The following is a 15,237-nucleotide window of genomic DNA, read 5'->3' on the forward strand; positions in this document are numbered from 1 at the left end:
AAAGGTGCCCCTGCCCGTCCGCCGCGCATTCGTTGCAGCCCTCAACCGTGAGCAGCTGCAGAAGCTGCGCTACGAGAAGCTCGGCTGGAAGGAAACCCTGCCCGGCTCCATGTGCATGCTGCCCATGCAGGAAGGCTACCAGGACAACTACCCGACCAAGCTTGGCAAGGATGTCGCCACCAAGATCCTTGAGGACGCAGGCTACACCAAGTCCGGTGACTACTACACCAAGGACGGCGCTAAGGTCTCCTACCCGGTCATCACCTTCGGTAGCGACCCGGTTGTCAGCTCCACCGCGCAGTTCCTCGTCCAGCAGATGAAGGAGGTCGGCGTTGAACTGACCATCGAGAACCACGGTGCCTCCGAAATGTCGAGCATCATCTCCTCCAAGAACTTCGCGATTAAGACCGGCGGCTACGGCATCACCACCTCTCCGGTGGATGCAGCGAACTACTTCTACATCTCCGAGACCAACAACGGTCACGGTAAGGATCTGGACTCGCTGGCAGCAACCATGATGTCCACCGAGGACCCGAAGGAACAGCTCAAGATCATGAACGAGCTGGAGAAGCGCCACCTGGACGAGGTCGCCATCTACGTGCCCACCCACAACGGCCCGAACTTCAAGGCGTGCCGTAAGGGCCTGGCGAACTACGGCCCCATGCTCTTCGGTCTGCCCTACTACAACCCGAACGTATGGATCAACGTCGGTTGGGAGAAGTAAAAATCTAAGCGTTGAGCACCGCTCACACACTCCATAAGGGGTAAAAGCGCTACAGCGGCGTGTTACAGAAGGATTAAAACCTTCTGGAGCACGCCGCTTTCCCGTTCCTCAGAGATTTGCACGGATATACTTAAAACAAATGCGGGCATTCTGCCCGCGACCCCGGCAGAGACTGTCCTCCCGCCGGGTTGGAGTGTTAGTTGCGCACCGTTCGCGCGCCGCCTCCACAACACTGCGAATACTCTAGGAGAAATTCCATGAAGAGCATGTCTGTCTCTCGCCGTACCCTCCTGACCGGCACCGTTGCCCTCGGCACCGTCGGTCTACTGGCTGCCTGCGGCAGCTCGAAGGAAAAGGTTGGCGGTAGTGCCGCTAACAACGCCGAAGATATTCTGAAGAACCTTCAGGTCAACAAGCAGGACCGTTCCTCCCTCAAGCAGGGCGGTACCCTGACCCTCGCGGCTACCGCCCTGGGCCCGAACTTCAACCTGCAGACCCAGAGCGGCTACACCTCCAGCAACCTGGATGCCCTGGCACCCTGCAACATTCCCGCCGTGATGGGCTTCTACACCATGAGCCCCGACGGTGAAGGTACCCTCAACACCGAGTTCTGCACCGAACACAAGACTGAAACCGTCGACGGTGTGCAGACCGCAACCTTCAAGATCAACCCCAAGGCGGTCTTCAACGACGGTACTCCTATGGACGTGAAGGCTGTGCAGGCTTGCTGGAAGGTCTACAGCGCAGTCACCGACAACCCCTACCACATCACCGATAACCAGATGTGGCAGCAGGTGGAAAGCATCGAGGCAGTGGACGGCGACGACCGCCACGTCAAGGTCACCATGAAGACCCCGTACTACCCCTCCGAGGGTCTGTGCGCCTTCGCAATTCACCCTGCTCTGGAAGACGTCAACCTCTTCAATGACGGCTTTGTCGACAAGCCCCTCGACCAGTACTGGGCAGGCCCCTTCAAGATTGGTGAGTGGAACTCCTCCCAGAAGGTGCTCACCCTGGTCAAGAACGACAAGTGGTGGGGCACCCCGGCTCTGCTGGATCGCATTATCTGGCGCCAGATGGACTCCGATGCAATCCGTGCAAGCTTCAAGAACGGCGAACTGGACGCCTTCACCTTCGTGGGTGCAACCAGCTACAACGCTGTGAAGGGTCAGGCAGGCACCGAGATTCGCCAGAGCCAGAACACCAACGTCAACATCATTCAGCTGAACCCCAAGCGCATCGAGGACCTGGCACTGCGCCGCGCAATCCTTGCTTCTGTGGACCGCGAGCAGATTGCTAAGGCATACTTCTCGCAGCTCGGTTGGACCGAGCCGCTGCCCGGCTCCATCATCGCAATGCCGTTCCAGAAGGGCTACCAGAACAACTACGAGGGTGAGTCCGGCGCCCAGGCAGCCGCCAAGATTCTGGAGGCCGCAGGCTACTCCAAGTCCGGCGACTACTACGCTAAGGGCGGCAAGACTGCCAGCTTCGCCCTGACCTCCTTCGGTTCCGAGGCTGTCTACCAGGCTGTCTACCAGATCCTGGAGCAGCAGCTGAAGTCTGCAGGTATCCGCCTGACCTCCGACAACCAGCCGCAGTCGAACTCCAACTCCGTGCTCGGCCAGAAGAGCTACGAAGCAATCTTCACCGGTTGGGGCGTTCTGCCCGACCTGGCATCCTCGGCACCCTACTTCTTCACCACCGAGGTGTTCGGAGTCGGTGACCCCGAGGTTGATAAGCTCATCGAGAAGCTGCAGAACACCGAGAACGATGGCGAGCGCATCAAGATCGCCAACGAGGCTGAGAAGCTCTACTACGAGAAGGTCGCAGTGTACCTGCCCTACGGTAACGGCCCGATGTACGCCGCTGTGAAGGCAAAGGTTGCGAACTACGGTCCGTCCCTGTTCAAGCAGAGCTACACCAGCGCTGACTACTGGGTCAACGTCGGCTGGCAGGAATAGAGCAGGCGAGAGTAATACCGTTTCAGGTAATGCTCTAGTCATCCTGTAGGACTCAAAATCCCGGGTACTCTCACAAGAGAGTGCCCGGGATTTTTCTGTTCCCCTTGTTCTGTGTCCTTCAGCGGGACACGTTAGCGGGATATGTAATTACAAAAACTGGGGGAGGGGAGTGCCGCCCTAACCGGTTGCTACCACTCGCCCATGTACAGGGAACGCTCCTGCAGGTACCTCAACAGGTTCGGGTTCTGCCGCAGATAGAAGATGCGGTAAATGCCGCCTCCAGCGACAATAAAGGCCAGCGGGAATCCCAAAATCACGAGGACGCGGCTCATATTAGCTGGCAAATCAAAAGGAGCGCCGCTGGTTGCCACCAGCACAATCCACAGAGAATATCCAGCGCAAGCTATCGGGGTACCCCACATTCCGCGCACCAGCCAGCTCACCAGCGTCACCGCAATGACCCAGGCGAGTGCCAACGTGAACTGATGCCGCTCCGCGTGAGCCCAGGGCAGAGCCCCCACGAAGATAATTGCGGGGATGCCGAGGTAACCGGGGATATTCAGTGAGGCAAGAATGTTTACGCAAAAGTAGCCCAGGAAAATAGCGCTCAACGACGAAGACAGGAACAGGTGCAGGGGTATCGTGCCGTCGCCGCTATAGGCTGCGGTGGGGCCTGCATACACGGTTTCAAACATGAGGGTTAGCGGAGTCATCATGTATTCAATCCAGACCACCAGCGCAAACGCACCGAAAATGCCGAGAGCCTGCATCAGCGCAATCAGCCGTGAACGCGCATCGTGAGGAATGGTGAAGCTCTGGCCCTTCGCCTTGACTCCGCAGACATGAACGACAGCTACCATTGCCGCGATGCACAGTACCCAGCGTAAGAGGACGCCGGGCAGCTCAGGAAGACCGCCGTAAGCCCCCGTGGCGGGGTTACCCCAGGCTCCGGGGAGCAGCGTAATAGCGTGAGCACCCTCGGGGAGATGGGAGGAAGAGGCAAGCCGGTGCGGCTCATAGATAACCCACCACAGAAGGCAGGCTGGAATCAGCGCGGAGAGCTTACGCAGCAGAACCGGGAACGGCGGGGAATCGTAGACGAGCGCCTCAAGATTGATCCGGCGCATCAGCCGTCGAACAGGAGAAAGAGCATGCAACTCTTTTTGCTGCTCTTCCCACACCCCGGTATCCCATGTCCTAGTATCAGAAGACATCATCGTACTCCCTATCACGTGAGAACTTCCTTGTTGAGCTTATTATCACATTAGCAGAAATACCCCCCCGGCCAGTGCCTAAGCCCAGCAAACCCGGCCCAGCAAACCCCTGCCCAGCAAACCCGGCCCAAAGACTCAGCACATCAGGAAGCAGGGCATAAGGGAAAGGGAGCATAAGGAAAGGGGCCCCACCACAATGGTGGGGCCCCTTAGAGCCTCAGAAAGCGAACTACTTAGTGGTCACCTTCAGGACGGTGCTCAGGTTCTGGTGAGCAACGCCCGGCAGACCCTTCACCTCAGCAAACTTGCGGGTGTTGGTGACAATCACCGGGGTAATCAGCGGGTAACCCGCCTCCTTGATAACCTCGGGATCGAACTCAATCAGAGTGTCGCCGGCGGCAACAACATCGCCCTTGGCAACCTTCACGCTGAAGCCCTTACCGTCAAGGTTCACGGTATCCAGACCAACGTGAATCAGCAGCTCAATGCCGTTCTCCAGCTTCAGGCCCACAGCGTGGCCCGAGGGGTAGGTTGCGGCAACCTTACCGGCTGCGGGAGCAGCAACAGTGGTACCGGTCGGCTCAATCGCCACACCCTCGCCCAGCTTGCCAGCCGCGAAAATCGGGTCCGGAACATCGGCCAGAGCAACGGCGGTACCCTCAATCGGGGCGTGCAGCTCAATGACCTCACCTGCTGCAGCGGGAGCCGCGGCGGCGGCAGCCTCAGCCTTGGGAGCCTCCTCGGCCTTCTTCTCTACCTTCTTCTCGGCGGGAGCAGCGGCAGCCTCTTCCTTCGCGCGCTGAGCGGCGTGCTTAGCGGCGTCGTCCTTCGACTCGTAACCGAAGACCAGCACACCGGCCATCGCGCCGAAGAAGGCAATAGCCAGGCCAATCACATACAGGTACGAGGGCTGCATAGCCGGAATCGACAGCAGCGAGGTGAACGCAAAGGCGTAGGACTTAACGCCCAGCATCGAAATGGTCGCACCACCGATCACGGCGGGAACCAGAATAATCGGAATCACGCGCTTGTAGCGGAGTACCACACCGTACATGGACGGCTCAGAAATACCGCCCAGCAGACCGGACATCGACGCACCGATAGCGGTCTGGCGTAGCTCGCGGTCCTTCTTGGCGCGGATAGCCACACCGGTCACCAGGCCGAACACGGCGAAGTTGTACGCACCCATGGGGGACTGGATGAAGTCGGTACCCATGGTCTGCAGGTTGTTAATCATCACGGCGTTCAGCGGCCAGTGCAGGCCCAGCGGAACCATGAACAGGTACAGGCCGGCAATCAGGGCACCCACAACACCGGGAGCCACATCGTTAATCATCTTCAGGAAGTCAGAGATTCCCATAGCCACACCGATACCGATCGGGCCCACCAGGAACACGGTCAGCGGAACCAGGATCATCACCGAAATCATCGGCACGAACACCATCTGCAGCATCGAAGGAATAACCTTCTTCAGGAAGCGCTCAAGCGGAGCCAGCAGAGCAACAGCCAGCAGCGGCGGGAAGACCTGGCCGGTGTAGCTGAACGCGTACAGCGGCAGATCCAGACCGAAGAACGGAACGTTCAGAACCTTGGTTGCGGGATCAGCCAGAGCGGTCAGATCGGTGAAGGTACCGGTCATCAGCGCAGCGGGGATAGCCGCACCAACCCACATGTTCGCGCCCAGACGCTTAGCTGCGGTAGCACCCAGCATGATGGGCATGAAGTTCAGCACCGACAGCGAAGCAGCCTTCAGGATGTACCAGAAAGCAAACTGATGCATCCACTGGTTGTTCAGAGCGGTAGCGGCTTCCTTATCAGCCACGCGAGCACCGTTGACGATGTCCACGTTCACAACCTGACCGGTCAGGTCGGTGTACTGGCCGAAGAAGCCCAGCTGCTGCAGGAACACGATGAGGGTCAGAATCATCGAGGTACCCAGAAGTGCCCACAGCAGCGGACGGAAGGAGTCAGACAGAACGTCGAAGACGTTGGTGAGCCAGCCGGCCTTCTTGCCGTTAGACTCTGCCGGAGCCTCGCTCTCAGCCTGCTTCGACATGGAGGGCAGCGCGTTAATCTCGTTGTACACGGCCTCAACACGGTCACCCAGCACCACCTGGGTCTGGCCGGACTGCTCAATCACGGTGAGCACGCCGGGCAGGGACTTAATCTTCTCGTTCTGCACGGCCTCGTTCGACACGGGGGTCACACGCAGGCGGGTCGCGCAGTGCGTCATGTGCGAGATGTTCTCGGGGCCGCCGAGGCCGTCGAGAATCTTCTCGCCAAGTTCGCGGTTGTTCACGATACTTCCTTAGATATGCGGTCAAAGTCTATGCACAGGGTGAAATCTGGACGGCCGGGTGGGGGTGGGAAACAGCCGCGCTACGCGCAAAAGCTTCCCAAAAACACAAAAGACCCGAGCGCTCTCAACCTACGGTCGGGACGGATGCCCCGTACGGGTACAGCGATACGGCACGACCACCGGCTACGCGCCGGAAGCTACACTACCGCTATGGTGTTGAGTCACTCAGGTCTTGCCTGCCAATCCAGTAACAATCCTGTTCAAGAGAGGGATACCCCTTCTCAATAGTTCCCTGTAACTTTAAGGGTTTTCCCAGGTTCAGGGCAAGATGGATACAGGAAACTCCCAGAAGCTGTTAAAAATTTCCGCAAATGGATGCGACCCCCGGGCGGGTCATTCGGGCGAGCCAACCGACGGATAAAGGCACAACGCACGGAGGGCCCCGCATCCTCGAAACGAGAAGACGGGGCCCTCCAAAAAGTCCCAGCCGGGGCTATCCCGGGTAGGGGCAACGAACTACTTCGCGGCCTTCTTCGGGACGAAGCTCAGCGAGGCCACCTCAAGATCGGGGTAGTGGCGCTTCTGCCAGCGGCGGTTGCGATGCGCATTCACCTCAATCAGAGCCGCACCCAGGGCACCGGCACCAATTGCGGTCCACAGCAGGTGCGGGGCCACCTCGGTGAACTGGTGGTACTCCACCAGGATCGGCACGAAGAGCGCCGCGAAGAACACCGCCAGCAGCGCACCGAAGAGCAGCACGCGGGCGCGGTTCAGCGGGCGGGCCACGGCGGCCAGGTTCCACAGACCCATCATGACCAGGGTAATGAACGAAGCTGTCTGCACCTGGCGGATATCGCCGATGTGCATCCACAGCGAAGCGGCCGTCACCAGTAGCAGCATGGCCACTACAATAATCGAGTTCGGAACCGTGTAGTTCAGCACGCGGCGCAGGAAGCCCGGCACGTAGCGGCGCGAGTTCGGCAGTAGGGTCAACGCGAAGGAGGACGCACCCACAATCAGGAAGTCAGCGGTCGAGTACTGGCGCGGCAGGAAGGGGAACACCCAGCCGAACAGGCCAAACACCACGCCCAGCAGAATCGCGAAACCGGTCTTCGTCAGGAACAGGTTCGCCACCATCTCAATGTTCGTGATGACCTGGCGGCCCTGCTCCAGGGCGGCCGGCAGAGACGAGAACTTACCGTCCAGCAGCACCAGACGGGAGACAGCCTTCGTCGCCGGAGCAGCGTTACCCATCGCGATACCCAAGCTTGCGTGCTTGAGCGCCAGCGCGTCGTTAATACCGTCACCGGTCATCGCCACCACGTGGCCGCGCTCCTTCAGCGCAATGACCATGTTCTTCTTCTGCTCGGGCGAGACACGACCGAAAATATTGTGGGTCGCGGCAGCCTCGGCAAGCTCCGGGCCGTCCTCGGGCAGGGTAGAGGCATCAACCGCGCCGGCGGAGGTGTCCATACCCGCAGTCTTTGCGGCGGCGGCAACCGTGAACGGGTTATCACCCGAGAAGACCTTCAACGTCACACCCTGACGGTGGAAGTACTCCACAATCTCCGGGGCGTCCGCGCGCACGTTCTCGCGGAAAATCACGAACAGAACCGGGGTAGCGTCCGCCGGAATCTTCTGGACGGGCTCACCCTTCTCGTTACGCACCACGGCCGCGGCATGGGCCAGCACCATCGTGCGCAGACCCAGAGCCGCTAGCTCGGCGGCGCGCTCGCGCTCGGCGGTGCCCTTGGCGAGCAGCGCCTCCGGGGCGCCCAGCAGCCAGGCCCCCGAATCCTTAAACTCAATCGCGCTAAAACGCAGCGCCGACGAGAACGGCACGATGCCGCTGACGGTAGCCGAGGAAGCCTGCGGGAAGCCGCCGGTCAGCGCTGCGGCGGTCGGATTCGCGTTCTCATCGTGGCCGAACCACGACAGCGCCTCGTTCCAGCCGGTCGGCAGGGAGGCACGCCAGGAGATGTTTTCGGCAGAGTCGACGTCGGGGCCCTCAGCCACCGCCTCGGTGGTCAGGGGACGCACCGAATCAAAAATCACGCCACCTTCGGTCAGGGTGCCGGTCTTATCGAAGCAGACCACGTCAACGCGAGCCAGCACCTCAACCGCAGGCTGTTCCTGCACCAGGATATTGTGCTTGCGGCCCAGAGCCACGGCTGCCGCGGCGAAGGCCAGGGTGGTCATCAGCGCCAGGCCCTGCGGAATCATCGAAGCCACCGAAGAGACCACGGCGATGGAGACCTGCTCCCACATGTGGTTCTGCTCCACGGCCTCCAGGCCACCGGCGGCGCGAATCTGACCCCACAGCACCACCGGAATAATGACGGCCAGACCAATCGTAATCCAGCGGACCACGAGGTTCAGGGCATCGCGCAACTCAGACTGGATACGCGAGAACTGGCGCGCCTCGTCGGAAATCTTGCTGGCTCGCGAGTTCGCACCCACGTGAGAGAGCAACACGCGACCGGTACCACCGAGTACGCTCGAGGCCGAGAGCACCATGTCGCCCGGGCGCTTCGCAATCGGGTCGTTCTCGCCGGTCAGCAGGGATTCGTCCAGCTCCAGCGAATCGGAGGTGAGCACCACGGCATCGGCGGGCACCTGATCGCCGCGCTTGAGGACCACCACGTCGCCCTCCACCAACTGCTCCATGGGAACCTCGACGGTCTTGCCATCGCGCACAGCGGTTGCGGGGGAGCGGTCCAGCAGGGAGATGCGGTCCAGCTCAAGCTTCGCCTTGTACTCCTGCACAAAACCAATCACCACGTTAGCGATAACAGCCCCCAGGAAGAGCAGATCAGCCCAACGCTGGTACACAATCACCACGGCACCGCAGAGGCCCAGAACCAGGTTAAAGACCGTGAAAAGGTGCGCACGCATAATGCTCCACAGCGTGCGAGAAGACTTCGTGTTCTGGGTATTGACCTTACCCTCAGCCGTGAGGCGTGCAACGTCATCGCTGGTGAGGCCGTGCTGGGCGATATCAAAGGAGCCGCTATGCGCCGCTTCGGAGTACTCGGGAACGTATCCGGCGACAGCGCTCGCGGTTCTCTGCTCGTGAGGCTGCTGAGGGTCCATGCAGGGGTCTCTTTCTCGAAGGGGTCTCTAGGGGCGCCGTTCAACCGACCGGGGTCCGAGGGGCGCTACCTTTCAGTGTATCGGTGCGGGCGGGGATAAAGATAATTCCGCACCTGTTAATCAACTGATAGTTGCCAGCGTAACGAACGGGAATCTATATATATGAATATTGGAATATATTGAGGTGGAAAGTGCAGGTGCTATACATGAGCCTGAACCGTCCACCGAGCACACACAAGGGGCGGATGCTTTCACAAGCATCCGCCCCTTTCGGCGTTAGTCTCAAACTAGCCGAAGACTAGCCCTTCGCAACCTCACCGAAGTGAGCTGCAAGAGTACCCTCGTGAGCTGCACGCAGCTCATCCAGGTCAATGGAAACCTCATCCTGGAAGTCCAGAGCGTTCGACTCAGCATCCACCACACCAATACGTGCGAAGGGGAACTGGCGAGCGGTGCACATATCCTTGAAGCGCACCTCCTCAGAACGCGGAACCGAAACCACAACGCGGCCCAGGGACTCCGAGAACAGCAGGGTGAACAAATCCAGGCCGTCACGTTCAGCAACCTCACCCAGACCAATGCGGGCACCGGTGTTGAAGCGCAGGCAGGCCTCCACCAGAGCGGTAGCCAGACCACCGGCAGACACGTCGTGAGCGGCATCAATCATACCGTCGCGAGACATGTTCACCAGCATGTCGCCGAGCTGACGCTCCAGAGCCAGATCAACCTTCGGGGGCAGACCGCCCAGGTGGCCCTTGAAACGAGCCCACTCGGAGCCGTCCAGCTCATCGCGGGTGGTGCCCAGCAGATAGATGGCCTGGCCATCGTGCTCGGGAGCCCAACCCGACGGGGTGCGGCGGGTGACGTCATCCATAACGCCCATCATCGCCACCACGGGGGGCGGGTTAATAGCCTTGCCACCGGTCTGGTTGTACAGGGACACGTTACCGCCGGTCACCGGAACACCCAGCTCCATGCAGCCATCAGCCAGGCCGCGAACGGCCTCAGCGAACTGCCACATGACGTCCGGATCCTCGGGGGAACCGAAGTTCAGGCAGTCAGACACAGCCACGGGGCGTGCACCAACGGTCGCAACGTTACGGTACGCCTCAGCCAAGGACGCGCGGGCACCCTCGTACGGGTCCAGGTAGGTGAAGCGCGGGGAGGCATCGGTAGCCAGGGCAACACCCAGGTTGGTGTTCTCGTCCACGCGAACCACGCCGCCGTCATCCGGCATGGACAGGGCGGTGTTGCCCTGAACGTAGCGGTCGTACTGGTTGGTAATCCAGGACTTGGAGCACATGTTCGGGGACGCCATGAACGCCTTGATTGCCTCGCCCAGCTCCTCACCGCGCGGGCGGGAGTCGTCAGCAGCCGAACCGGTGAAGTGGTTAGCCTGAACGTCGTCCTGCCACTCGGGGCGAGCGTAGGGACGCTCGTAGGTCGGGCCGTCGTGTGCGACGGTGCGGGGGTCAACATCCACGATGACCTCGCCGTCCCACTCGATGACCAGGCGGCCGGAGTCGGTGACCTCACCGAGGAAGGAGTACTCCACGCCCCACTTGTTCATGATGGCCTCGAAACGCTCCACGTTCTCGGGGGAGACAACGGCCATCATGCGTTCCTGAGACTCGGACATCAGAATCTCGCCGGGGGTCAGGGTGAGGTCACGTAGCAGAACCTTGGTCAGGTCGACGTGCATGCCGCCCTCACCGTTAGAAGCCAGCTCGCTGGTTGCGCAGGAAATACCCGCAGCACCCAGGTCCTGGATACCCTCAACCACGGAGCCCTTGAACAGCTCCAGGCAGCACTCAATCAGAACCTTCTCAGCGAAGGGGTCGCCCACCTGAACGGCGGGACGCTTCGAGGGCTTGGTGTCGTCGAAGGACTCCGAAGCCAGCACCGACGCACCGCCGATGCCGTCGCCACCGGTGCGCGCACCGAAGAGGACAACCTTGTTGCCCACGCCCGATGCGTTTGCCAGGCGGATGTCCTCGTGACGCATGATGCCCACAGCCAGCGCGTTGACCAGCGGGTTTGCCTGGTAGCAGGAGTCGAACTCAACCTCGCCACCGATGTTCGGCAGGCCCAGGGAGTTACCGTAGCCACCGATACCGGCAACCACGCCACCAACCACGCGAGCGGTGTCGGGGTGATCAATCGCGCCGAAACGCAGCGGATCCATCACAGCAATCGGGCGTGCACCCATCGAAATAATGTCACGCACAATACCGCCCACACCGGTAGCGGCACCCTGGTAGGGCTCCACGTACGAGGGGTGGTTGTGGGACTCAATCTTGAAGGTCACGGCCCAGCCGTCACCAATGTCGGTCACACCGGCGTTCTCACCGATACCGACCATCAGGTCCTTCTTCATCTCTTCGGTGACCTTCGCACCGAACTGCTTCAGATGAACCTTAGAAGACTTGTAGGAGCAGTGCTCGGACCACATGACCGAGTACATTGCCAGCTCAGCCGCGGTGGGGCGGCGGCCCAGAATCTCCTTAATGTCCTCGAACTCGTTCTCCTTCAGGCCCAGCTCGGCCCAGGGGAGTTCGGTGTCCGGGGTAGCTGCCGCATGCTCGACGGTGTCGAGGTTAAACTGCTTTTCGCTCATAACTTCTTAGAATCCTTGTCGTGCTTTAGCGGGCGTTAATCAGGTTGGAAAGAACCGAGGTGAACACGCCGAGACCATCGGCGCCACCGCGCAGGGACACCGAACCGAAACCGGAGGACGAAGGACCGAAGCCCGGCTCCACAGCGTGCTCCGGGTGCGGCATCAGGCCGACCACGTTACCGCGCTCGTTGGTAATGCCGGCAATATCGTTACGGGAACCGTTCGGGTTGAAGCCAACGTAGCGGAACACCACGCGACCCTCAGCCTCCAGAGCCTCCAGGGTCTTAGCATCCGCAACGTACTGGCCGTCCTGGTTCTTCAGCGGAACAACAATCTCCTGGCCGGCAGCGTAGTTGCTGGTCCAGGAGGTGGAGTTATTCTCAATGCGCAGAGTCTGGTCACGGCAAATGAACTTGCGGTGATCGTTCTTAATCATCGAACCGGGCAACAGGTGAGACTCGGTCAGAATCTGAAAACCATTGCAAATACCCAGAACAGGCAGGGGCGAAGAACCGGAGGTACCGGCAGCGTTAGCGGCATCAATCACCGAACGCATCACGGGAGCCTTCGCGGCAATAGCGCCGGCACGCAGGTAGTCACCGTAGGAGAAACCACCGGGAATAATGACGGCATCAACGTTCTTCAGGTCAGCGTCGTCGTGCCACAGCTCGACGACGGTACCGCCAGCCAGACGGACAGCACGCGCAGCGTCACGGTCATCCAGGGTGCCGGGGAAAGTCACCACGCCAACGCGTGCATCAGCGAAGGCGGGGTTCGGGGCGGAAGTAGAAAAGTCGCCAACCAGGGGGACTTCAGTAGGTGCGAGGGACTCTGCCATAGGTCTTAGTCCTCCAGAACCGAAACGTTCACGACGTCTTCAATCACGGGGTTGGACAGCAGCTCCTCAGCAGCCTTGCGGGCAGCTGCGAGGTGCTCCTCAGTAGCCTCACCCTCGACGGTCAGCTCGAAGCGCTTACCCTGGCGAACATCCACGAAGGAATCAACACCGATACGGGGCAGCTCGTGAGAAATAGCCTTACCCTGCGGGTCAAGAATTTCGGGCTTGAGCATAACATCAACAACAATACGGGCCATGTGTGGGCACTCCTTGGGTGCGTGGGTTCTGTATGAGCCGTATCTCATCTTACCGTACTAACGACCGTAACGGGGGTATGCGTTCGGTTGGTGGATACCCTAAGAGGCTCGAATCACGTCTTTTACGCCTCGAGGGGCGGAAGATAGCGCTCGCACACCTCCAGCAGGCGCTCGCGCAGGCCAATCGAACGCTCGGACAGCTCACGCTGAATACGCACGTACTCTGCCTTACCCTCGGCAGTCTCCACCGGGATTGGCTCGTAGCCCCACTCGCGAATCTCGTAGGGGGCCGCGCGCATGTCCAGCTCGCGAGCATCCCATGCCAGGTCGAAGCAATCCATGACCAGGGTCGAATCAACCAGCGGCAGCAGCTTGTACGCCCACTTGTACACGTCCATGTTCGCGTGCAGGCACGCCGGCTGCTCCAACACGCGCTGCGTCTCACGGGTGGGCTGCAGCTCGTTCATCGGCACCGCCTGCGGCATGAAGAAACGGAACGCGTCAAAGTGCGAGCAGCGGATGCGATGGCTCTCCACCACCCGGTCCGTGCCCTCCGCGCCCAGGCGCAATTCCAAGTAGTCGTGGCGGATATTGTTCTCCACCGACTTGTACGCCATCGCCCACTCGTGCATGCCGAAGCAACCGAACTGGCCCTTCTTCGCGGCCGTATTGCGCAGAATCTCGTGGGTGAAGGCGAGGGCGGTGGCGCGGCGCTCCACGAAGTCGGTGACGTCCACAGTGACGGCGGAGGCCGCCTCCGCCTGAGCGCGCGCCTGCTCGGGGGCGCATCCGGCCTCTAGGAGTTCCTGCTCGGTGGCGGGTCGGTAGAAGCGCCAGGAGGCGCGCTCGGGGGCGTCCAGCAGAATGACGCCGGCGCCGGGGTGCCAGCGCTTGAACTGGCCGGGCTTGAGCGTGTAGTAGGTGAAGAGGAAGTCCTCCACGGGGTGCACCTCGTGGCGGGCGCGACGCTGCGCAAAAGGGTCGGCGTAGCGGCCGGCGCGCACCTCGTGGGCGGCCGCGGCGGCACGCCACTGACGGGCATCCATCACCTGGGAAAAAACAACACCACTCATGCTTCTAGCCTAAACGATGCCGCGACAAGGTATGGCGTGGAATCTACCCACCGGAAGGTGGTGCGTAAAACTCACGTTCAAAATCGACAAACTGTGGGCTATTAATCACCACAGTCCGGAGATAACGGGCAAATTGACCCGCCCCAGCCCGTTCAAGTGCGCGAGGAATATCAATCTCCGTGAACCCCTTAGAACGAGCATAAGATTCCTGGACGAGATAAACCTGTGCGAAGAGAGAAGGGTGGGCGTATTCGGTAATCTGCATCAGAAAATCATCAGCGCTGAGCGTCTCGTAATTTTGGACATTCTGAGCTTCTTCCGTTGAAGCATAGCCGAGCAGTTTACGGTCATCGGTGACCAGCGCGTGCATGCCGCCATGTTGGGCTGCGGCATGCACGTGAAGATCGTCCGTATCGGGGAAGGAAGCAGGAGCTTCAACAGGAAACCCGGAGATGCATGAGATGCAGGACTTAATGATTTGTTGCTTCCAGTTTTCAATGACGGCGTCGCTTATCGCTGGATTGGCTCGACGAACGTGGTAGCCAAACTCATCCATAATTCCGCTGGAGACGTGAGGCGTAAAGAACTCGTATTCACTCTTCACCGCCAACAATAAAATCCAATCCCGAGAGTCTTGGACATCAGAATATTTGTACCCAGCAAAACAGGGTATTCGGCGGCTACCATGCGGGCCCTCCGAGGGCGTCAACAAGACCGTGTTCTTCCTCGAGCTCCCAGAGCTCTTTGAGGGCTTGCTCCTTCTGTGAAACAGTCTTTTTGAGTAGCTCCTTGCGGAAAGCGTCAGCATCCTCAGTACGGATACGGAAATGGGTACCCACCTTATGCGCCGGAAGGTCACCAGAACGAATAGCCTTCATGAGTGTCGGGCGGGAAACACCGATGCGCTGCGCCGCAATCGTCGTCGTCAAATCGTGAGGGACAACCTGAACATCGATACTTTGCCCGTTAGCCAGGGCATGCAGGACATGCTGAATGACCTGGTTGAGGGCATCGCCAAGCTGCTGGCTTTCTCGGCCCGAAACGGTCAGCTCAATGGTGGTTTCTTCAGAGTTCTTAAGGATTTCCCGTGCCTCTGCGCGAGCCTGATTGAGGGTATCTTCCTCCAGAGGGGTGGTTAGGGTTGTGGTCATTATCTTCTCC

11 protein-coding genes are annotated in these 15,237 nt (G+C 60.1%); 2 read left to right on the forward strand and 9 right to left on the reverse strand.

What is annotated here, in order from left to right; genetic code table 11:
• Together HMPREF2944_RS01225 and HMPREF2944_RS01230 are read left to right on the forward strand one after the other, a co-directional pair.
• The coding region (locus HMPREF2944_RS01225; RefSeq protein WP_246826228.1) for an ABC transporter substrate-binding protein at positions 1 to 724 on the forward strand (724 nt) is incomplete at its 5' end.
• A 257-nt stretch (positions 725 to 981) separates the two neighbouring features.
• On the forward strand, positions 982 to 2,685 hold the full coding sequence (locus HMPREF2944_RS01230; protein ID WP_070679685.1) for an ABC transporter family substrate-binding protein: 1,704 nt from the start codon (positions 982 to 984) through the stop codon (positions 2,683 to 2,685).
• Between the two features lie 188 nt (positions 2,686 to 2,873).
• Here the strand turns inward: HMPREF2944_RS01230 and HMPREF2944_RS01235 are convergent, their stop codons facing one another.
• The 9 genes from HMPREF2944_RS01235 to HMPREF2944_RS01275 all read right to left on the reverse strand — a co-directional run bounded on the left by HMPREF2944_RS01235 (position 2,874) and on the right by HMPREF2944_RS01275 (position 15,227).
• Positions 2,874 to 3,812, reverse strand: coding sequence for a dihydrodipicolinate synthase (locus HMPREF2944_RS01235; protein WP_246826229.1), 939 nt, complete (start codon positions 3,810 to 3,812; stop codon positions 2,874 to 2,876).
• A 316-nt stretch (positions 3,813 to 4,128) separates the two neighbouring features.
• Complete coding sequence (locus HMPREF2944_RS01240; protein ID WP_070679688.1) at positions 4,129 to 6,198, reverse strand: glucose PTS transporter subunit IIA; 2,070 nt, start codon at positions 6,196 to 6,198, stop codon at positions 4,129 to 4,131.
• 516 nt (positions 6,199 to 6,714) lie between these two features.
• Positions 6,715 to 9,291 carry an HAD-IC family P-type ATPase gene (locus tag HMPREF2944_RS01245; protein WP_070679691.1) on the reverse strand — a complete coding sequence of 859 codons (2,577 nt, stop codon included), beginning with the start codon at positions 9,289 to 9,291 and terminating at the stop codon, positions 6,715 to 6,717.
• Between the two features lie 298 nt (positions 9,292 to 9,589).
• Positions 9,590 to 11,908, reverse strand: a complete 2,319-nt coding sequence (purL, locus tag HMPREF2944_RS01250) for a phosphoribosylformylglycinamidine synthase subunit PurL (protein ID WP_070679694.1) — start codon at positions 11,906 to 11,908, stop codon at positions 9,590 to 9,592.
• Positions 11,909 to 11,933: 25 nt separating this feature from the next.
• Positions 11,934 to 12,746: a phosphoribosylformylglycinamidine synthase subunit PurQ gene (gene purQ / locus HMPREF2944_RS01255; RefSeq protein WP_070679697.1), complete on the reverse strand. Its 813-nt coding sequence runs from the start codon at positions 12,744 to 12,746 to the stop codon at positions 11,934 to 11,936.
• Positions 12,747 to 12,751: 5 nt separating this feature from the next.
• Entirely contained in the window at positions 12,752 to 13,003 is a 252-nt protein-coding gene (gene purS, locus HMPREF2944_RS01260; protein WP_005507194.1) for a phosphoribosylformylglycinamidine synthase subunit PurS, read from the reverse strand.
• A 122-nt stretch (positions 13,004 to 13,125) separates the two neighbouring features.
• Positions 13,126 to 14,076 (reverse strand): 3-methyladenine DNA glycosylase, encoded by a 951-nt coding sequence (locus HMPREF2944_RS01265; RefSeq protein ID WP_070679699.1) that lies wholly within the window; start codon positions 14,074 to 14,076, stop codon positions 13,126 to 13,128.
• Positions 14,077 to 14,119: 43 nt separating this feature from the next.
• Positions 14,120 to 14,632, reverse strand: coding sequence for a PIN domain-containing protein (locus tag HMPREF2944_RS01270; protein WP_246826230.1), 513 nt, complete (start codon positions 14,630 to 14,632; stop codon positions 14,120 to 14,122).
• 124 nt (positions 14,633 to 14,756) lie between these two features.
• Positions 14,757 to 15,227, reverse strand: coding sequence for a helix-turn-helix domain-containing protein (locus HMPREF2944_RS01275; protein ID WP_070679701.1), 471 nt, complete (start codon positions 15,225 to 15,227; stop codon positions 14,757 to 14,759).
• Between the last annotated feature and the right edge of the window lie 10 nt (positions 15,228 to 15,237).

The organism is Rothia sp. HMSC072E10, from assembly GCF_001813965.1.
Lineage (GTDB): Bacteria > Actinomycetota > Actinomycetes > Actinomycetales > Micrococcaceae > Rothia > Rothia mucilaginosa_A.

Coding starts and splice junctions, on each gene's coding strand:
- HMPREF2944_RS01270 (WP_246826230.1), bottom strand. CDS start 14,632: ATGGATGAGTTTGGCTACCACGTTCGTCGAGCCAATCCAGCGATAAGC.
- HMPREF2944_RS01230 (WP_070679685.1), top strand. CDS start 982: ATGAAGAGCATGTCTGTCTCTCGCCGTACCCTCCTGACCGGCACCGTT.
- HMPREF2944_RS01275 (WP_070679701.1), bottom strand. CDS start 15,227: ATGACCACAACCCTAACCACCCCTCTGGAGGAAGATACCCTCAATCAG.
- HMPREF2944_RS01245 (WP_070679691.1), bottom strand. CDS start 9,291: ATGGACCCTCAGCAGCCTCACGAGCAGAGAACCGCGAGCGCTGTCGCC.
- purS (WP_005507194.1), bottom strand. CDS start 13,003: ATGGCCCGTATTGTTGTTGATGTTATGCTCAAGCCCGAAATTCTTGAC.
- purQ (WP_070679697.1), bottom strand. CDS start 12,746: ATGGCAGAGTCCCTCGCACCTACTGAAGTCCCCCTGGTTGGCGACTTT.
- purL (WP_070679694.1), bottom strand. CDS start 11,908: ATGAGCGAAAAGCAGTTTAACCTCGACACCGTCGAGCATGCGGCAGCT.
- HMPREF2944_RS01265 (WP_070679699.1), bottom strand. CDS start 14,076: ATGAGTGGTGTTGTTTTTTCCCAGGTGATGGATGCCCGTCAGTGGCGT.
- HMPREF2944_RS01235 (WP_246826229.1), bottom strand. CDS start 3,812: ATGCGCCGGATCAATCTTGAGGCGCTCGTCTACGATTCCCCGCCGTTC.